The organism is Prevotella sp. P6B1 (assembly GCF_000702825.1).
GTDB lineage: Bacteria > Bacteroidota > Bacteroidia > Bacteroidales > Bacteroidaceae > Prevotella.
In genome coordinates this window covers 67,678-86,935 of the sequence record NZ_JNKF01000015.1, presented here as the reverse complement: position 1 = coordinate 86,935, position 19,258 = coordinate 67,678, and the positions used below count along the sequence as shown (strand labels likewise).

At 50.5% G+C, this 19,258-nt stretch carries 13 protein-coding genes; 4 read left to right on the top strand and 9 right to left on the bottom strand.

All coding sequences use genetic code 11. From position 1 onward, the window contains the following. The first annotated feature begins 82 nt into the window (after nucleotides 1-82). The 3 genes from hisG to hisC are packed head-to-tail and all read left to right on the top strand — an operon-like array spanning nucleotide 83 to nucleotide 3,271. On the top strand, nucleotides 83-934 hold the full coding sequence (gene hisG, locus T495_RS0112600) for an ATP phosphoribosyltransferase (RefSeq protein WP_028903679.1): 852 nt from the start codon (nucleotides 83-85) through the stop codon (nucleotides 932-934). Further along, nucleotides 931-2,217 carry a histidinol dehydrogenase gene (hisD, locus tag T495_RS0112595; protein ID WP_033148948.1) on the top strand — a complete coding sequence of 429 codons (1,287 nt, stop codon included), beginning with the start codon at nucleotides 931-933 and terminating at the stop codon, nucleotides 2,215-2,217. The genes hisG and hisD overlap by 4 nt, the downstream gene beginning before the upstream one ends. 19 nt (nucleotides 2,218-2,236) lie before the next feature. Next, on the top strand, nucleotides 2,237-3,271 hold the full coding sequence (gene hisC / locus T495_RS0112590) for a histidinol-phosphate transaminase (RefSeq protein ID WP_033148947.1): 1,035 nt from the start codon (nucleotides 2,237-2,239) through the stop codon (nucleotides 3,269-3,271). Between the two features lie 83 nt (nucleotides 3,272-3,354). Here the strand turns inward: hisC and T495_RS15950 are convergent, their stop codons facing one another. Beyond that, nucleotides 3,355-3,456, bottom strand: coding sequence for a smalltalk protein (locus T495_RS15950; protein ID WP_155950094.1), 102 nt, complete (start codon nucleotides 3,454-3,456; stop codon nucleotides 3,355-3,357). Nucleotides 3,457-3,475: 19 nt separating this feature from the next. Continuing rightward, nucleotides 3,476-4,000: a hypothetical protein gene (locus T495_RS0112585; RefSeq protein ID WP_033148946.1), complete on the bottom strand. Its 525-nt coding sequence runs from the start codon at nucleotides 3,998-4,000 to the stop codon at nucleotides 3,476-3,478. 546 nt (nucleotides 4,001-4,546) lie between these two features. On the opposite strand from T495_RS0112585, the gene T495_RS0112580 reads away from it, so the two are divergent. Continuing rightward, nucleotides 4,547-5,602: a hypothetical protein gene (locus tag T495_RS0112580; protein ID WP_155993661.1), complete on the top strand. Its 1,056-nt coding sequence runs from the start codon at nucleotides 4,547-4,549 to the stop codon at nucleotides 5,600-5,602. A gap of 104 nt (nucleotides 5,603-5,706) precedes the next feature. Here the strand turns inward: T495_RS0112580 and T495_RS0112575 are convergent, their stop codons facing one another. The 7 genes from T495_RS0112575 to T495_RS0112545 form a co-directional block, all read right to left on the bottom strand. Further along, a complete protein-coding gene (locus T495_RS0112575; RefSeq protein ID WP_197020399.1) occupies nucleotides 5,707-6,906 on the bottom strand; it encodes a glycosyl hydrolase in 1,200 nt (399 codons plus the stop codon). A 1-nt stretch (nucleotide 6,907) separates the two neighbouring features. Beyond that, the gene (locus T495_RS0112570; protein WP_369793259.1) at nucleotides 6,908-8,128 is read right to left on the bottom strand and encodes a glycoside hydrolase family 27 protein; all 1,221 of its coding nucleotides are present in this window, start codon (nucleotides 8,126-8,128) and stop codon (nucleotides 6,908-6,910) included. Nucleotides 8,129-8,173: 45 nt separating this feature from the next. After that, entirely contained in the window at nucleotides 8,174-11,248 is a 3,075-nt protein-coding gene (locus tag T495_RS0112565; RefSeq protein ID WP_081773325.1) for a glycosyl hydrolase, read from the bottom strand. Nucleotides 11,249-11,402: 154 nt separating this feature from the next. Continuing rightward, nucleotides 11,403-12,734 carry an IPT/TIG domain-containing protein gene (locus T495_RS0112560; RefSeq protein ID WP_033148943.1) on the bottom strand — a complete coding sequence of 444 codons (1,332 nt, stop codon included), beginning with the start codon at nucleotides 12,732-12,734 and terminating at the stop codon, nucleotides 11,403-11,405. A gap of 25 nt (nucleotides 12,735-12,759) precedes the next feature. Further along, complete coding sequence (locus T495_RS0112555) at nucleotides 12,760-14,466, bottom strand: RagB/SusD family nutrient uptake outer membrane protein (RefSeq protein WP_033148942.1); 1,707 nt, start codon at nucleotides 14,464-14,466, stop codon at nucleotides 12,760-12,762. A gap of 19 nt (nucleotides 14,467-14,485) precedes the next feature. After that, a complete protein-coding gene (locus tag T495_RS0112550; protein WP_081832124.1) occupies nucleotides 14,486-17,260 on the bottom strand; it encodes a SusC/RagA family TonB-linked outer membrane protein in 2,775 nt (924 codons plus the stop codon). 18 nt (nucleotides 17,261-17,278) lie between these two features. Next, entirely contained in the window at nucleotides 17,279-19,255 is a 1,977-nt protein-coding gene (locus T495_RS0112545) for a RagB/SusD family nutrient uptake outer membrane protein (RefSeq protein ID WP_033148941.1), read from the bottom strand. Nucleotides 19,256-19,258: the final 3 nt, after the last annotated feature.

Here is a 19,258-nt window from a genome sequence, read left to right as displayed (position 1 = left end):
AGGTACTACTTTTTGTGCACGAAGCGCACGAAATTCACGAAAAAGTTGTAATTTTGCACCCGATATTTTTAGATTTAACAATATGTTAAGAATTGCAGTACAATCAAAAGGACGTCTGTTTGAAGACACGATGAATCTGCTGGCAGAAGCAGACATCAAGGTTAGTGCCTCAAAGCGCACCTTGCTGGTGCAGTCGTCCAACTTTCCGCTGGAGGTGCTTTACCTCCGCGATGATGACATCCCACAGAGTGTAGCCAGTGGAGTGGCTGACATCGGCGTGGTGGGCGAAAACGAGTTCGTTGAGCGTGGCGAAGATGCTGATATCATCTCACGTCTCGGCTTCTCAAAGTGCCGCCTCTCGCTGGCCATCCCCAAAGAGATCGACTACAAGGGAGTAGAGTGGTTCAACGGCAAGAAGATTGCCACCAGCTACCCCGAAATCCTCCGACATTTCCTTGAGCAGCATCATATCCATGCAGAAATCCATGTAATCACAGGTAGCGTAGAAATCAGCCCGGGCATTGGTCTGGCCGATGCTATCTTCGATATCGTATCATCAGGCTCTACCCTGGTGAGCAACAACCTCCGCGAGGTAGAGGTAGTGATGAAGAGCGAGGCCCTGCTGATCGGCAACAAGCAGATGAGCGACGAGAAGAAGGCCATCCTCGAACAGATGCTGTTCCGCTTCAAGGCCGTTAAGGACGCCGAGGACAAGAAGTACGTACGCATGAACGCTCCTAAGGCTCGTCTGCAGGAGATTATCGACGTGCTGCCTGGTCTGAAGAGCCCCACCATCATCCCTCTGGCCGACGAGGACTGGTGCTCTGTTCACACCGTACTCGACCAGAAGCAGTTCTGGGAGATTATCGGCAAACTGAAGGAAATGGGCGCCCAGGGCATCCTGGTAACGCCAATCGAAAAGATGATATTATGAATGTAATTCGATATCCCGAAAGAAGCGAATGGGCAAAGATTGTGGAGCGTCCTCATCTGGACGTTTCACAACTTAATGATACTGTAGCATCGGTGCTGGCCGACGTGAAGAAGCGCGGCGACGATGCCGTAAAGGGCTATGAGCTGAAGTTCGACCATGTTGATCTGCCCCAGCTCGCAGTTACCGAGGCCGAGATGAACGAGGCCGAGGCACTGGTGAGTCCTGAGCTGAAAGCTGCCATCCAGGTGGCCCACTACAACATCAAGGCCTTCCACGAGTCGCAGCAGTTCAAGGGCAAGAAGATCGAGACACAGCCCGGCGTGGTTTGCTGGCAGAAGAGTGTAGCCATCCAGAAGGTTGGTCTCTACATTCCTGGCGGCACCGCCCCACTCTTCTCAACCGTGCTCATGCTCGCCACCCCTGCCAAGATAGCAGGCTGCGAGGAGATAGTGCTCTGCACCCCTCCAGGTCGCGATGGCAAGGTGAATCCCGCCATTCTCGTGGCTGCCCGTATCGCAGGTGTCAGCAAGATTTTCAAGGCTGGTGGCGTGCAGGCCATCGGCGCTATGGCCTACGGTACCGAGAGCGTGCCCAAGGTCTATAAAATCTTCGGTCCCGGCAACCAGTATGTGATGGCCGCCAAGCAGCAGGTAAGCCTGCACGATGTGGCTATCGACATGCCCGCAGGTCCTTCCGAGGTGTGCGTCATCGCCGATAAGCATGCCAATATCGAGTTTGTGGCAGCCGACTTGCTGTCGCAGGCCGAGCATGGTATTGACTCGCAGGTGTTCCTCATCACCACCTCCGAGCAGGTGATTCTCGACGTACAGGCCGAGGTGAACCGCCAGCTGGATATGCTGCCCCGTAAGGAGATGGCAGCCAAAGCGCTCGACAACAGCCGCCTGGTACTGGTGAACAGTCTGCAGGAGGCTATCGACCTCTCGAATGCCTACGCCCCCGAGCACCTCATTCTGCAGGTGAAGGATTACGCCAAGGTAGCCAATAAGGTAGTCAACGCAGGTAGCGTGTTCCTGGGCGAGTATGCCTGTGAGAGTGCAGGCGACTATGCCAGCGGCACCAACCACACACTGCCCACCCACGGCTATGCCACTGCCTACAGCGGCGTGAACCTCGACAGCTACTGCCGTAAGATCACCTTCCAGCACCTCAGCGAGGATGGTATCCGCAGCATCGGTCGCGCCGTAGAACTCATGGCCGAAGCCGAGCAGCTTGATGCCCACAAGAATGCTATGACTGTGCGCATACGCGCAGTTGAAAGTTGATAGTTGACAGTTGAAAGTTATGAAGTCATTAGAAGAACTTACAAGACCCAATATCTGGAGCCTGGCACCATACAGCAGCGCACGTAACGAGTACGCTGGCCGAGAGGCACATGTGTTTCTCGATGCCAACGAGAACCCTTACAATGCGCCTTACAACCGCTACCCCGACCCCTTGCAGCTGGAGCTCAAGGCAGCCATCGCCAAGGTAAAAGGCGTGCCTGCCGAGTGCATCTTCTTAGGCAACGGTAGCGACGAGGCCATCGACCTGCCCTATCGCTGTTTCTGCGAGCCAGGCGTGGATAACGTGGTGGCCATCGAGCCCACCTATGGCATGTATAAGGTGTGCGCCGATATCAACAATGTGGAGTATCGTACCGTACTGCTCGACGAGCATTTTCAGGTAACTGCCGACGCGCTGTTGGCTGCCACCGATGCCCATACCAAGATTATCTGGCTGTGCACCCCTAACAACCCCACCGGCAACTGTCTGGTGCGCGAAGAGGTGATAAAGGTCATTGAGAATTTCGACGGCTTGGTGATTGTCGACGAGGCCTACAGCGATTTCGCCTCGCAGAAGCCCCTTCGTGCCGAGTTGGCCAAGTACCCCAACCTGATTGTGCTCAACACCATGTCGAAGGCATGGGGCTGCGCCGCTCTCCGTCTGGGTATGGCATTTGCGTCGCAGGATATCATCGCCCTGTTCAATAAGGTGAAGTATCCTTATAATGTAAACCTCCTCACCCAGCAGCAGGCCCTCGAGGCCCTGAAGGATCCCTTCGAGGTCGACCAGTGGGTGAAGGTGCTCATCCAGGAGCGTGGCCGCATGATGGAAGCTTTCCGCGAGCTGCCCATCTGCGAGAAGGTATATCCCACCGATGCCAACTTCTTCCTGGCCAAGATGACCGATGCCACCAAGATCTACAACTATCTGGTTGATCAGGGCATCATCGTTCGCAACCGCCATCGCGTGCAGCTCTGTCAGAACTGCCTGCGCATCACCATCGGTACCAAGACCGAGAACAACGAGCTTGTAGCCGCCCTGCGCCAGTATTAATCCCTGGCCGCGGCCCTAAATACCAAAGCACCCTGCCTCATTCTACTGAAGCAGGGTGCTTACTTTGTGGGGAGGACTACTTACTATGCGCCGATGCACGATGTGGCTCCCAGTGCCGTTACAATCGCCGTTGCGATGGATGCAATCAACTGCACGATAAACTTGATACTCTCTTTCTTACTCATAGCTTTCAATATTTAATGGTTAATCTTCGGTACTGCCGCTTCCTCCGGTGTTACCGCCAGTATTGCCACTCTGGCTGTTGTCGCTGCCTGAGCCCGACGAGGGTGCGTCGCCATCGAGTGCGCCGGCCAGCGTCTCGGCATTGACGAATTCGGCCTTCTTGATGAACTCACGACTCGAGATGTCGGTCTCGGTGGTTGAATCGGGCAGGAATCGGATGTGCAATCCCTTCAGGTTCTTCTGAGGCAGGAACTTGTCCTTGCTCTCGGCACCGCCCTCAGTATTCTCCAAGGTGGTGAAGAAGATACCCAGACCGTCGATCTTCACACGCTTTGAGTTGAGCAGCATCTCCAACAGACAGCTGCGGAACTTCTCGAGCACACCGAACACTACGTCGGGGGTGTAGATAGAGCCATGCTCGCTGATGTGGTTCGCCAACTTGCGGGTGTTCAAGGTCTCGATGGTTTTCTGACGGGCGAACCACTTGCCGCGCACCTTCGAGTTTCTCACCTTGTTCTGCTTCAACAGATAAAATACTTTTGCCATAAATGTGTGTGTATTAATTAGACTTAAGTGCGACTGACTACATCGGGCAGCCGCTTCCCGTGTGTGCTGTTCATATCTTGATTAACACTGCAAAGATACAAAATATTTTCGAAACCGCCAAATATTCTGCCCACATTTTTGCAGTAAAAACATAAATTTTTATAGCATACATCTAATACATACAGAAGCGTAACTTCTGGCGCCAGAAAATGACGTTTCCAGCCACCAAAAGTTACGGTTCTGCGATCAGGAGCAAACAGCCGTTTTTATTCACTATTCATTTATTCATATGTACAAGAAGGTTTTGAATTTATTCAAACATATATTTTATATTATATATTATATAAATATAATATATAATATAATTATAATATACTAATATACTCACTAATAGCAGAGTATACGTGCAGAACCTTCCTGTACATGTGAATAAATGAATAACTGAATTTTTTTGCCTGAAAAATTTGCGTAATTGTTATATTTTCACTATCTTTGCACCGACAAAATTAGTAAACCTAAAAAATTTAAAAAAAATTCAAGAACTTTATGGACAACAAAATCTCCTTATCCGTTAGGCAGATAATCGACGTATTATCTGCAACAATCGACCCAGTGAATCACGTCATGGACCCTGTACCAGCCTACATGCAGGAGCTCTTGCACAAGAGCCTCCTCACGTCGCTCTGTATCGTCAAGGCCTCAGAGATGGTAACCAACTCCGGCAGGCAGATCGACTACCAACAAATGTACGACCTGCTGAAGCCCTTACTAACCGACAAGACCATCATCGACAGCTACAACAGATGGAAGAACGACCTGTATGGCATGACGCCCGAGATGCTGAAGTGCAAGCGCATACAGGTGATACTCAATGTGCTGAGGCGTGGCATCATGCGGCACGACACAACGCCCCGCAATCTGGAAATCAGTAACATCCCCGAAGAGGAAATCAGGCCGTGGCTGTCGTGCGAGGACAATCTCGATAGCCACATCAAGAAAGAGCTGGCCAAGCTGATGCGCTACCTGATTATCGATGGCGACATTGTGATGATCAACCGCACCAAGTTCGGCAAGTATGCTATGAAACACATGAACGATTTCTCGTACGAGGACACCAAGGCCCTGTTCGAACTCGATGCCGTACTCGACATGGTGAATGCCGACTTGGTGGTGCAGCATCCCAAATTGCAAGCCATCATAAACAAGCATCGCCCGCAGCCTGAGCCGCTCAACGCTTTTGCTCCCGCTAAGATCATCAAGTGCATCCTCACCCAATCGGAAGTGCTGCAGCTTGTATCCGATGCCAATAAGTACACCGCCGAGTGGATAGAGCAGTTTGTCGACCACCTATTGGCATCGGATAAAGGCAAGAGCATCATCGCCGACTGGGCCAACAGCAAGAAGCGCATCAAGCTGCCGGCCTTGGTAGCAGGCAGTCTGATAGCCGCAGGTGTATTCGGCTGCAGTAAGCCCGAGCTGGCCCGCGCCATCAAGGTGCAATACAACTATAAAGTAAAGACTGAGTGTTACGCCACCTACATGGGCAAACGCAATGAACAGCCCTACCTGGACTGGGTGCTGGAGTACGTAAAATCCAACTAAGCGCATCCCAATTCAGTCCAATTAGCTTCTCCCGGTAGAATTGCCGCCAAGGCTGGCAACAGGTCTGGTCTTGGCGGCAAACAAAAAAAAGAGGTTAGCAGCTATTACTTGTACATCACTACTTTCTTGCCGTCCTTAATATATAAGCCTCGACGAGAGACTGTAGTAACACGTCGGCCATCAAGCGTGTAGATTTCTTGGCTGCCTACTGTACTTCTATTGGTTGTTGGCGCCAACATACCACTGGTTAGTAAGGCCTTCACATCATCGCGCGTAAGTACATAATCATGACTGAAAGCCTCGTTCCACCATGATATATCGGCATTGCTATGCGCAGTTTGACGGAACGCTGTGCTATTCACATCGCTTGTAACGGCATAATCGTACCAAGGCATAAACCATAGCCAATGTGCTCCAGCTTGCCATTGCTGCCCCATGTCGGGCACCGAGCCGCACTCGGTGAGTGCCACAAGCTTCGAGGGCGAATATTCGTTCAAGAAATCATAGCATTTGGTGCGGATAGTGCTGGCATTAGTTTCGTTATAGATGTCAATACCCACTACATCGACATAATCGTCGCCGGGATACCAGCGATAACCGTCGCTATATGGCTTGCCCCATGCCGAACTCTGAGTCCACACCCAAACCAGATTATCAACACCCAGCTCCTGAAAACGGTCATACATCTTATGCCACAGTTCGTTACAGGCATCAGGGTCGCGGCCCCACCAGAACCACATGCCACCAGCCTCGTGCAGCGGTCGCCACAACACAGGGATGCCTTTCTCCTTGAGTTTGAGCAAGATACCGGCCACGCGGTCGATATCCTGCATCATGATCTGGTATTCAGCCGATGTCGTGTCGAAAATCTTCTTCACATCGAAGGTAGTCTGCTCATCTTCCTTACCATTATCGGTTCCCCAGTAGAAGGCATACTTTCCACTCTTACCGCTGCGGGCAGGCACGTTCCAGTGCCAGCAGATGCTGATGATGCCCCCCTGCTGGTGCCATTCTTCGAGCACACTGGTGTTATCGTAATCTATCCATCCTCCAGCCGACGACCATGGCAGATGAATCAGATCAAAAGTAGCGATGGCGGGCCACTTTTCAGTATGCTGATGAACCCACTCTGCCTCGCTGATATTCCAGTTTACACAAGCCATCGTACCCGACAACGTTTTCTGTCCGTTGATATCATTCAGCAACTGCATCAGTTGCTGCGCTGCATCCGACTTAACTGGTTCTGCAGCACAGATGCCACAAGTCATCATGACAGCCGTTAGTATAGCAGCCAGTCTTTTCATGTTATTTACCATTTATCAGTCGATAAGAAACCACATCGCGGCTCTTCACCACGAGCTTACGATCAACCTTGTTCTTCAGTGTTGTCTTGCCCTCTTGTTTGTGGGTCCACAGGTTATACACCTTATAGACCTTGGTTGCAAAATCGGTGCTCAGCTTGCTCACCTCACGATCCGTGAGATTGAAGTCCTGCCAGTTCAGGCAGCAGGTGATATCCTGGCGCGTGGGATTGAGGATGGTGAATGCCCAATCGCCTCCGGCAAGCGGTTTGAACCAGAACTGCAAACCGTCGCGGTCGCAATAGTGTAGTCCCTGCACGCCCAATGTATCCTGATCGATGGCTATCATTTCCTTATTCATGATAATGTTGCGTGTAGCCTCGCTCATATTACGCAAATCGTTGCCAAGAATCAGCGGACTGGCCATCATACACCACATCGTGAAGTGTGCGCGGTCTTCGTTCTCAGTCATGCCGTTGCCAACCTCCAGCATGTCGGGATCGTTCCAATAGCCCTTTCCTGCATACTGACGCAGGGTGTCGTTATACGCTATGCACTGCATAACCCCGAACTGACTATAACCAGCCTCAAAAACGCGCAGCGAATCGAAATCGCACCAGATGTCTGGTGTGGTACGCCATGAGTGACCTATCTGTCGGGCCCATTTCCAAGGGCGGCTACTCCCCCACTCGCACATACTGAGGAAAATAGGGCGCCCAGCAGCACGCAAGGCATCGCTGATGAGTTGGTAGGCACACTGTGGGTTCACGTTGGTGGTGTTACACCAGTCATACTTCAGATAGTCTACTCCCCAGCGGGCATACTGCAGTGCATCCTGATACTCATGTCCTAACGAACCAGGTTCGCCGGCACAAGTAGCGGTACCGGCATCGCTGTAGATACCCAGTTTCAGGCCCTTACTATGCACGTAGTCGGCCAAGGTCTTCATACCGTTGGGAAACTTCTTGGGATCGGCCGTAATAAAGCCGTTGGCATCGCGCTTGCCGTGCCAGCAATCGTCGATATTAATGTAGGTATAGCCAGCATCGCGCAGGCCACTCTCTACCATCGCATCGGCAATGCCTTTAATCACGTCCTCCGAGATGTTGCCTTGGAACTTATTCCAAGTACTCCATCCCATCTGTGGCGTATCAGCCAGACCTTCCCATTTCTGTGCCTTTACAGGCAGTGTCATCAGGGCAAGCATACTGCCCAGGATGATCATTTTCGTTTTCTTCTGCATATTATTCTGTTCTAATTGTTATTTCGATCAATAAAGTGGATTCGGATTGCGTGATATATTTGCAACAGCCTTGGTACGACCGAGAGGTGTTATCTTCAGATTGTCGAAGTAAGGCGTGCTGACACGGCGCTCTTGCAGGGGTGCCATCAGCGCGGCCATACCGTGGGTGTAACGGTCGGATGTGGCACGGCACACCTGTTGTCCATCCACATAACCAGTTATCTCATCGCCCTCAAAACGCAAACGCAGGTTGTGCCAACGTCGGGCGTCGAAGCCCTTAACCTGCGTACTGTCAAGTACATACTCGCCTCCCACCTCGATATCCTTACGGGCCAGGATGAGTGCCTGCTGCTCAGCATCGCCTATCAGCTCCTTCTGGTCCAGCTTACCACGAGTGATATAGAGCTGGCAGCGTCCGTGTTCGTTGATCTTCAGGTAGTAGCCTTTTGCCCATACGCCATAACCAGAGCCCACATCACATACACGCCCCATAATGGCTGCCTCGTCCTGAGGATTCAGCAGCACATCGGCACTCACCTCGTAGTCCTGCCATGCGGCATCACCGATGATGGAGTAATGGTGCCATTCGGGCGCCCAACTCAGCGTATGCTCACCTACCGTCTGTTGCAGGCATGTGCCCGAACCGCCATCAGGTGCCTGGCGCAACTCAAAACATCCGATGATGTCGGCCATGTAATGCGGCAGATAGCCCCATTGTGCAGGGTGACCATAGCCATCAAAGTCGTCCTGATAAGGCATTGGGAACGCAGCTGTAGCCGGAACATCGGCAAAACTGCCCTTCTGCTGACCTGTGGTAGTTGAGAGAGAGTAAACACAGTCAGGATTCAAAGTAATGGTAAAGCTACGACTTTTGGGGGTGATATCAGCCAGTCGTACAAACTGTTCCTGCTCATTGCTGCGCCATACGCAGAGTTTAGCCGCAGAGAGGCCTTTTGGCACACTGATGCGTATAGTCTGAGGAGCGGTAGCCTCCTTCGTCTCGAAGATGATGCTATAGTCGCTGGTAGCAGGATTACGCAACATGCACATAGAACCGCCACCATCAAGTTTCCGACAGCCATCGTCCACATACTGCCAACCCACTTCGGTAAACTGTCCGTAGTGTGCATAGCCCCACAAGGCCTGGCGCACGCTATAGTTGCCGCTCCAAGGTTGCTGAGCTATCAGCATGGGCGGATCTTGGCTATAGGGCTCTAATGGATAGGTAGCACCAATGTCGTACCAGTTAATCACCTTGGTGGCACCGCTCACGATATAATTCTCATTAAAAGCTTTTACGATGCCTATCAGGCAGTCGAAACCCTTGAGATAGATATGGTCCTCGCTGTTCCAGATGGGCTTGCCCATGCTTTCGGCCATGGCACGCTGCTCTGCCGTAAGGGGGATCTCGCTGAATGTATGAGCACTCACAGCATAGATGGCATCGCGTAACTCAGCATCGTGCGTCATCGCCTTCATAAACTCCATCTTGTCAGGTCCCCAGTTGTCGAAGGCATGTAGCTTCACATTCTTAAAGCCTCGCTCATTCATGGTGCGGCGCAACATCTTAGCGAACTCATTATTCCAGCCCTTTTCGTTATGACAGCCTATGGCATTCAGTTCCAGTCCGTATTGTTGACGCAACCCCGTAAGCCAGTCCACATAGTAATCGGCCATATCCTGCGTCCAGAAGTCGCCCACCCAGCGAGGTGCGCTCCACCCTGTAGCATCAAGGTCGAGCTTGGCGTTGCGCTGCTTAGCCTCGCGCATCACCCACCATGTGTAGCCACGCTGAGCATTGAAATCGCCACGGTAGTGACTGTGCGACGGCATGGAGCCCTGCGTAGAATTACCATCGCCAGGTATCTCTACCAGCAAAGAACTGACTGAAGCACCGAACTTAGGCTTATATACCAAATCCATAATCTGCGAGCGCTGCGGTTCAGGATAGTCCTTCAGCAACACCGAAGTAGCCCCGCCACCATTCACAGCACCGATACCATCAAACTGTTTTCCGCCCGATGTCGACTTGATACGAACCATCTGGGCTTTATTTTTTTTACCTATTGAATATGGAGTTTCATCGCGCGTAAGAACCAAGTCAGTATTCAGGAATTGCTTCCAGAAATCAGGTGTGTTGTTACTGCCGAAAAGGAAAGGCACTGTCCACGGAGCCACATACAACCATTTAGCGCCGTCTTTCATCATGGCCTCGGCACTTGGCATACAATCACATTCGGCCAGTGCCAGCATCTTATGTGGATACTTGCGGCTTAATATATCGTACTGTTCTTTATAGCTGCCATGATTGGTTGAAATATGATACTGATCGCGGGCCACAATATCAACAAACTTGTCACCAGGATACCAATCGTCATCATCGAGTTCTGATGTCCACACGTATATCAGGTTGTGTACACCATGCGCCATCAGGTAACTCTGCATGAACAAATACAGTTGTTTGAACGTTTCGGCACCATCGCTGCCCCACCAGAACCATGCTGTTCCACCACGGTTGCTATTGCCAGCCGCTTCGTGGAACGGACGCCAGATGATGGGGATGCCCTGTTTCTGATAGTGCAGCAACAAGTTGGTGATACGCTCCAGATCGTGCATCAGGGCCTGATTCTCGGGTGTACCTTTTTGTAGCGCCTTACGTGGCGAAAATGTAGTGCCCTCCTGTGGCGTCCGTGCTGCCGAAGGGGTATAGAACGAATACCCTTTATCAGGGGTCATCAAGGTATCTACAGGTACACTCCAATGCCAGATAAAGCCCACAATACCACCCGCCTGATGCCAATCCTTGGCAGTATCGGCCAGATAGTTAATATGCTCCATTCTGAAATGCTGGAAGTCGAATATATTGATGGCGGGATACTTGCCTGTACTTTTTCTCACTTCATCAGCATCGGTCGTGTTATAATCCCATCGGGCCTGACAACCAGAGAGCACCTGCTTGCCCCAAACTTCGTTCCTAAGATACTGATACAAAGACGCCGCCTCTTTTGTAGCCTTCTTGTCTATCGGTCTGGGGGCTATCTGCCCTAACAAGCACAAGAAAGGCATAACACCCAATAATAAAACGCTGCAAATTCTTTTCATATAGTTTTACATTTTCTCCGCAAAGATAAACATTTATACTGAAATCACAATACTTTTTACTGAAAAAAGAGGGAGAGAATCACACCAAGGAGTTCCCTCCCCCCTAACCAAATCTAATACTAACTAATAACTAATAATACTATAAATCCGTTCTTTACTGTATAAGCACAACTTTCACAGCTGTGTAATTGCATCCGCTGATGATCAATCCGTTATCCTGAAGTAGCGGCAGGGTTACATCGTCGATGGTCATCTCGTAATAGCCTATTTCGAAATCCTGGGTTGATAGACCTATCACGCCGAGTTCGTCGGTAAGTCCGCCCCAGTCGCTGCCATTCTTGAATGAGCCCTGTTGCCATCCTTCTACCTGATTCTTAATATACACACGTATAATATTACCTGTTTTTGCATTTTCGAAGGCTTCCTTGCCTATGATGATGGCAGCCGACCAGCCACCCATATCGGTCTCGGTATCATTCAGTACTGTTTCTACTGGGCCGGCAGTATTGGGCACCCATACTGACACTACCAGTACCACCTTTACGGCAGTAAAATTAATACCACGAATAAGCAGACCAGTGCTTTGCATAGCTGCCAGCATATTTTCATCGAGTGTAAAGTCCTTATAGCCTGCAGCCATATCCTCGTCGCTGGCACGCTGGGCTGCAAGTTCGCTCCAATTACCATCGGACAGGATAACCCAGTTATCGTCGCTGGTCTTATCCTTAATATACACGCGGATAACGTTGCCAACCTGTGCATCGGCCAGGACGCTCTTATCAATCATGAAGTAGCTGCTCCAGTCGCCCTTCATCACTACATCGCCATCGTTATAGATGTCAATCTCCTGGTCTTCCCAGTGTCCGCCTTGAGCACCGCGCTCAATATCCATATTACCCAACACCATCAACTCACCATTATCGAAAACTGCGCTAATAGGCTGCTCATTGCCAATAGGTGTCTCACCAGGAAGCGTAATGGTGATGTTATCGTTTGATTTACGCTTAAAGTCGATGGCATTGATAGTAATCGCCTCATCACCCATACCAATGTTAACCTGCTTAACCAGCATTAAATCGTTACCTTCAATCTGTAGGTCATCGTATGTTTTTACCGACTCGGCCGGATTAAAATAACGCAGTGCGGGCTGTGCCTTACGGATAGTCTGTCGGCTCTGTGCCTGCTCTGTGCCTGTTGATACGGTAAGTGTGCCAGCCTCGGCATCAACACCTGTAGGGGCAACGGCTATGATACGCGAATCGTTGATAACCTGAACCGATTTGGCTACTTGACCACCAGGAAACTCTACCGTCGTTACATCCGAGAGGCCTGTACCAGTGATTGATACCTCGGTACCATCCATTACAATCGTAGGATAGAAAGCCGCTACCGAAAGTCTCTCTACAGTGCTATCGGCATCATCCGAACAGGAAACAACACCCATTGCCATGGCCAAAAGCATCATGTTAAATGTATTCTTTTTCATATCGATGTTTCAATTTTATGAGTTTTTATTTGTCCCAATCAGGGTTTTGAGTAAGATTAGGATTCTTACTAATCTCGACAAAGGGGATGGGGAAGAAGTAGAACTTATTGTTCCAACCTCGACTCAGAGCACCACGGTGTAACAGCAGCTGTCCATCCGCATCCTTAGTAATGCTAATGGTATTGACCAGCTTCTGCGTATCGCCTTTCTTCCAGCGGCGGATATCCCAGAACCGCTGATCCTCGAAAGCCAACTCTACCATACGCTCACGCTCGTAGCGCTGCAGCCAGTTGGCAGGCGAAGTGGTCCAGTGAGGCATGCCCACATCGGCACGATCAAGTATGGCGTTCACAGCATCATTAGCACTCAGCGTAAACTCACCCTTGGCGGTTGCATCGCCATAATAGTTGTACATAGCCTCGGCATAGTTCAGATAAAACTCACCCAATCGCATAACTATCCAGGCATGCAGTGTGGTGGTAGAATTATTGGTTGAGATATTAACGTTGGGGTCGCAATACTTCTTCAGATAATAACCGGTATTAGTGGCATTGGTAAGCGGCGAGGCATTCACTCCACCCTCGAAGGTCTCGATAGGTGTGGTATTGTAGTTGGGCCAGATGTCGCCATTCTTACAAACGGTCATAGCAAAACGGGGGTCGAGATTAGCATAAGGATCGGTAGTGCTGAGGTTGATAACCGACTCAGGATGGCGCTCGCCAAAGGACTGAGGACTATCCAGATACTCATAAGCATCGACCAGCGACTGTGTGGGGCACATGCCCGACTGTCCATTCTCAACACCTACAGGATAGTTGTAGGTTTCCCACGAGCTGGAAGCGCCGCGCTTCACGGCAAAGATAATCTCTGTGCCATCGGCATTGGCAGGGCCCCACAACTCAGAATAGAGTCCTAACTTAAGCCCCCACCCTTCGGCTCTGACCAGCAGGTCGTGGGTGGCACGGGCAGCATCGAGCCACCACTGCTTGTTGTTTGAGCTATTGAACAGTGGCGACGCTTTATACAACAAGGTACGCGCCTTGAGTGCCATACACATGGGCTTGGTGGCACGGCCTATATCGGTGTTCAGTTCGTTGGCATAGGTGACGGGCAGAAATTGGGCTACTGCGTCCATCTCATCTACAATCCAATCCATGATGGTAATGGCCGAAGTGCGACTAAGCTGATTAGCCTCGGCATTAGTGAGCGACTTGAGTGTGAAAGGTACATCGCCGTAGGCACGTACCAACTCAAAGTAGAAGTAAGCACGCAAAAAGCGGGTTTCGTACTCAAACAACTCAAACTTATTCTTCATGGCCTGGAAATCGTTATTGTTCTCATAGGCCGACAGGTCTATCTTATCCAGTTTCTCCAAGAAGTTGTTAGCCTCGGCAATGGCCTTATACGAGTTACTCCAAGTGTACGAGAAGGGGTTAATGGGGCTCCAGCCACCATTGTACAGTTTGCGGATATTGGCATGCGAGAGTGCACAGTCGGCCTCATCGCAGGCAGCAGCAAATGTAGCACCGCTGCCACCCTCGAAATTCTTGCTCAGTCCGTTAGGGATACGGGCATAGACGCTCGATACCAAACGCTCGATACCGTATTGCGGACTCTGGTAGACCCACTCCTCGTTGTTAGTGGTTACCTCGCTATAGTCCAGATCAACACAGCTGGCACACAACACGGCTGCACCAAGCGCTGGCAGTATGATATGTTTCAAATTCTTCATAATTGTATCGGTTTTAAAATTAGAATGATAATGATGCACCTACGCTGACGGTCTTCATGATAGGATAACCGGTTGACATGGTTTCGGCATCGAGTTGCTCTACGTTGCTGAAGTCGAGCAGATTCTCGCCCTTCACAAAAACCTTACACTGCGATAGTCTGATCTTTGAAATAAGAGACTGTGGCAACATATAGTACACCTCGCAGTTGCGCAACTTCAGGAAGTTGACGTTTTTCCACCACACGCTGTTGGCGCGGTAGTTGTTGTTATTAGCCTGCGATGTGAGTCGGGGGTACTGCGGGTTGTTACTATTGTCCCAACAGTTATCGTAATAATCTTGTGTCAGGTTGGCACCATTCATCATAGGTGTCCATACACCTGTGGCACCCATATAACGGGTAAACATGCCTGCACCCTGCAACAGGGCGTTGAATCCGAAGTTCCCTGCTTTGAGACCTACGTTGATGGCATAGTTCAGTTCAGGCACCGAAGTGCTATAGCCCATCTTTACTACATCGTTCTCATTGATGACACCATCGCCATTCTGATCCTTGTACTTAAAGTCGCCAGGCTTGCAGTTATCAAACTCCTGCTGGGGCGAGTTGGCGATATCGGCCTCGTCGCTGAAGAATCCAAGAACCTCTAAGCCCCATGCCTGGTTTACACGACCGTCGACAGCCGAGAGGTAATCGTAAGCCACATTTTCGATGGTACGGCTGATGCGGTTACGGCCCCAAGTGAACTGTCCGCCCAGATTCAGCTGTAGGTCCTTACCCAGTTTCTGAATCCAGTTGGCGCCAACCTCTACACCATAGCTGGCCACACGGCCCCAGTTAACAAAGCCAGAGGGGATACCAACCACCGATGAGATGAGTCCATCGCCCGAAAGCAGGATGTTATCGCGGTAGTTATAATAACCATCGATAGTGAGGTCGAGCCCCTTCAACAGGCGCAGATCGGCACCGATATTAAACTGATATGCAGTTTCGAGCTTAAAGTCGGTAGTAGGCTGATAAGAGATGAAGGTACCCCATGTCTGGTAGCCATTACCGGCACCAAAGTAATAATCGCCACCGCCACCATTATAATTCTCGAGCCAGATGCCGTTGATGGGCACATAGTCTAAATGGCGGATAGCACCCGAGAGGCGAAGTTTGCCATAGTTCAAGACACGGTTCTCATCATTATCAGCAAAGATATAACCCAAAGATAGTGCTGGCGAGAACGACCACTTTTCTGGATATGAGCGGTTGCTACCATTAGCAGCCAATGTAAGATCGGCCACATACTTGTTATTGAGGTCGTAATGCACGCTGGCAATCCAGTTCATGCGGTTAAAGGTAAGATACTGTCCGTTAGGTGTCTCGTTCTGCTGATTCCACATGAGCGAAGCAGCAAAATGATCGTTGCCGGTAAACTGGGTCTGATAATCGGCAGAGATCGACAGGTACGAAGAACGCTGATGCTGATTCTGCCAGTAGTTGAACGAGGTGTTGTCGGTCTTGTCGCCAGCCTTGTAGGTGGTCAGTCCGTTCACGTTTCCATCAGCATCAAAGGTGTATCGCTCGTAGCCATACATAAATCCCGTGGTATTATCCTCGAAAATCTGCGAATAGTTGTTATAACCAAAACGAGCTGAAGCCGACAAGCCTTTAAGCAGCGCACCCAGGTCCTGGCGCAAGGTGATATCGCCCTGAAACAGGCGCGAGTGCGACTTACGGAATCCCGAAGCCTGTATCTGTGCAATTACATTGTTGGTGCCATAAGTGGTGTTTCCACCCCAGATACCAGCCAGGTCGCCATCAGGATGATTGGTGATAGGGAATGCCGATGACGGCACACGATAGAACATATCGAACACATCATCGGCCGACACGCCTGCCGGACGGTTAGTCTCTACAAACGAGCCCAGCAGATTTACCTGCATGGTGGTAGTCTTGGTCAGTTCGGCATCGATATTGGTGCGGATATTGGCCTTTGAGTACTTGAGCTGTGAGTTGTAGTCGGCCTGCTTGGTATCCTTCAGCAATCCACGACAGTCGGTATAGTCGATGAACGAGAAGAACTTCAGGCGCTGATTGCCACCGTTAAGGGCCAGATTAATACGGTTTTCCGATCCCATCTTCTTCAACGCCTCATCTTTCCAGTCAACCTGTGGATAATAATAAGGTGCGCTCTGGTTGGCAAAAGCATCCAACTCGGTCTGGTTATACATGGGCTGCAAACCATCATTCAGTCGGGCCTGGTTCATAGCCTTGGCATAAGTGGCTGCATTAACGAAGTCGGCAGTCTTAGGGTCGAACACAATTTTATGGTTGTACCCCACCTGCACAGCAAGTTTCTTATCGGCACCACGCTTTGTTTTAATGAGTATGGCACCATTCAGTCCTTCGTAGCCGTAAATAGCCGTAGCAGCACCATCGCGCAGTACTGTTACCGATTCAATCTCATCTACAGTCAGATAATCGATAGAACGCTTGATACCATCAACCAGTATCAGCACATTATTCTCACTGGTAGTCTGTGTACCACGGATATTAAATATGGCTCCTGCATCGGCATCGCCAACGAACTTGCCATTGTTCAGCACGGTTAATCCTAACAGGCGTCCGTACAAAGCCTCCTTCAGGGTGGTGGCAGCTGTCTTCTGCAACTCGTCGCCCGAGATAGTGTGCGATGCGATGGTTGAGAGTTTGGCATTATCGTTAGCCACGCTTTGTGCTCCAACAGGCAATGCCATAGGCATCAGGCACGCCGTGAACACCATTGATTTTAGCAATATCTTGTTATTCATATTATTCAATATCGTTTATTAGTTCCAACCAGGATTCTGAGTCAATCCGTAATTCTTATTAATCTCATCGGGTGGCAGTGGTGCCAAGAACCATTTGTTCGACCAAGCTTCGGGGTGGCTCCATACAAATCGCGCATTGCCGGTCTTCTCGCTGATGGCGTAAGGCACATACTCGAACTTGGTAGGAAATGGCTCCGTATCGGGGTTCCACTTGCGCTCCACACGATTACCAGCATCGTCAATTCGGTAAATCTTCATGCCACGCAGGGGCTTTACAAAGTCGGCAGCCATCTTGCGGCGGTTCATATCGTGGAAACGACTCTCGAACTCGAATCCCAGCTCACAGGCACGCTCGCGCATAATCTCCTTTATCAGATTATCTTTGTTAGAGGTAAGCGAGAGCTCTGGGTTGGCAGCGGCGATATCGGGTAATCCCACACGGGCACGCACAATGTTCAGCTGCTGGATGGCCTCGGTAAGCTTGCCTGTTTCGGCCAAAGCCTCGGCATAAATCAGATAGAGTTCGGCCAGACGCATATAGGCAAACTGCACGGGCTCGTCGTCGATAATACCCTGTCCGCCCTGATCGTCGGAACCTAAATCGAGTACGTACTTATAAGTGGCAAATCCGTGAGGACGACAGTTCCAACCTGTTGAACCGGTTACGATAAACTCGCCACCCTCCCACAACTGCACAGGGTTTGAGGGTCCATACATCTGGTATTTGTAATCCTTCTTCTGTACCAGCATCGACTCGTACAAACGTGGATCGCGATTCTCAAAGATATCAACCTGTGCAGGCTTCTGATTGTAGTATTTCTGACCATCATAGTTCTTACCATTGGCCCAAGGGAACATCTCCATCCAGTCGAGTGTGGCAGCAATGGCGCCCGAGTGCCATACGTTAGCTGGGCACTGGTCCCACTCCTTCATATATACACGGTCGTGAATAGAGAGCAGCGCCTCGCGATTGTTGCGACTACGGTAGGCCTTGCGGAAAGCCAGACGGTAGCCCTCTTCGGTGTTATCGGCCGATGTAATCAGTTGGTAATAGTTGCCATTGGCGCTGTTCATCTTAAAGAACTCCTCGCAAGCATCAACCACAGCCTGCCAGCGCTGAGCGTCGTAGTTACCATACCACACCTGACGAGCCTCGACGGCATCCTGAGGATCGGCAGTGCAATAAGGCTTATCGCTATTAAAGATAGGACTGGCCACATAGTTGAGCAACTTAGCCTTCAGACCCAGAGCCGATGCTTTGGTAACACGTCCTTCCCAAGTAGCAATCTCGGTATCAGTAAGGTTCCAAGGCAGGTTGGGCTCGGCCACAGCCTCATCAATGAGGTTTACGGCAAAGGCCACAGTCTCTTCCAATGTAGCACGTCCGCTCTCCATCTGGTCCTCGCCTTTAAAGGCATGGTCCACGATTGGCAGGGCACCAAAATGGCGGATGCCATCCAGATACTTCGAAGCCAGTATCACCTTGGCCTCTGCCTTGAAACGGGCCTTCTCGTCGTTGGTCATATCGGGCACTTGGTCCACATTATCTATCAGCAGTTCGCAATCGCGCACGCAGTTCCAGATAGAACGCTTTGACTGGTTGCTCATGTTCTGGATACCGCCCTGCGAGATGAAGGCAAAACGACTCTGCACCCAACCTGGATTGGCATTGGCTGCACTCAGATGACCGGTATAGAACTCGCGCCCCACGTCGTCCCAACCTAACTCGGAATGCATGATATCCGACAGCGACTCCATCACGCCGGCATTCAGGCTGTAGCAATTCTTGAACGGACAGTACAAACCTTCGTAACACTGCCACAACAGGTATTCTGTATAGACCTTCTTCGAGAAAATCAGGTCCTGATTCACATCCTCGCCCTTGGCTTTGTCAAGGAAGGCATCGCCCACCGTTACCTCATCAACACACGATGTGGTAAGCATTGGCATGGCAGCAAACGAGGCTGTTATAATGATTGCATATATTTTTTTCATTGA

Bases quoted from the DNA above. Each gene is read 5' to 3' on its own strand.
- T495_RS0112565 (WP_081773325.1), bottom strand. From the start codon at position 11,248: ATGAAAAGAATTTGCAGCGTTTTATTATTGGGTGTTATGCCTTTCTTG.
- T495_RS0112545 (WP_033148941.1), bottom strand. From the start codon at position 19,255: ATGAAAAAAATATATGCAATCATTATAACAGCCTCGTTTGCTGCCATG.
- T495_RS0112580 (WP_155993661.1), top strand. From the start codon at position 4,547: ATGGACAACAAAATCTCCTTATCCGTTAGGCAGATAATCGACGTATTA.
- T495_RS0112585 (WP_033148946.1), bottom strand. From the start codon at position 4,000: ATGGCAAAAGTATTTTATCTGTTGAAGCAGAACAAGGTGAGAAACTCG.
- T495_RS0112560 (WP_033148943.1), bottom strand. From the start codon at position 12,734: ATGAAAAAGAATACATTTAACATGATGCTTTTGGCCATGGCAATGGGT.
- T495_RS0112550 (WP_081832124.1), bottom strand. From the start codon at position 17,260: ATGAATAACAAGATATTGCTAAAATCAATGGTGTTCACGGCGTGCCTG.
- hisD (WP_033148948.1), top strand. From the start codon at position 931: ATGAATGTAATTCGATATCCCGAAAGAAGCGAATGGGCAAAGATTGTG.
- T495_RS0112555 (WP_033148942.1), bottom strand. From the start codon at position 14,466: ATGAAGAATTTGAAACATATCATACTGCCAGCGCTTGGTGCAGCCGTG.
- T495_RS15950 (WP_155950094.1), bottom strand. From the start codon at position 3,456: ATGAGTAAGAAAGAGAGTATCAAGTTTATCGTGCAGTTGATTGCATCC.
- T495_RS0112570 (WP_369793259.1), bottom strand. From the start codon at position 8,128: ATGATCATCCTGGGCAGTATGCTTGCCCTGATGACACTGCCTGTAAAG.
- hisG (WP_028903679.1), top strand. From the start codon at position 83: ATGTTAAGAATTGCAGTACAATCAAAAGGACGTCTGTTTGAAGACACG.
- hisC (WP_033148947.1), top strand. From the start codon at position 2,237: ATGAAGTCATTAGAAGAACTTACAAGACCCAATATCTGGAGCCTGGCA.
- T495_RS0112575 (WP_197020399.1), bottom strand. From the start codon at position 6,906: ATGAAAAGACTGGCTGCTATACTAACGGCTGTCATGATGACTTGTGGC.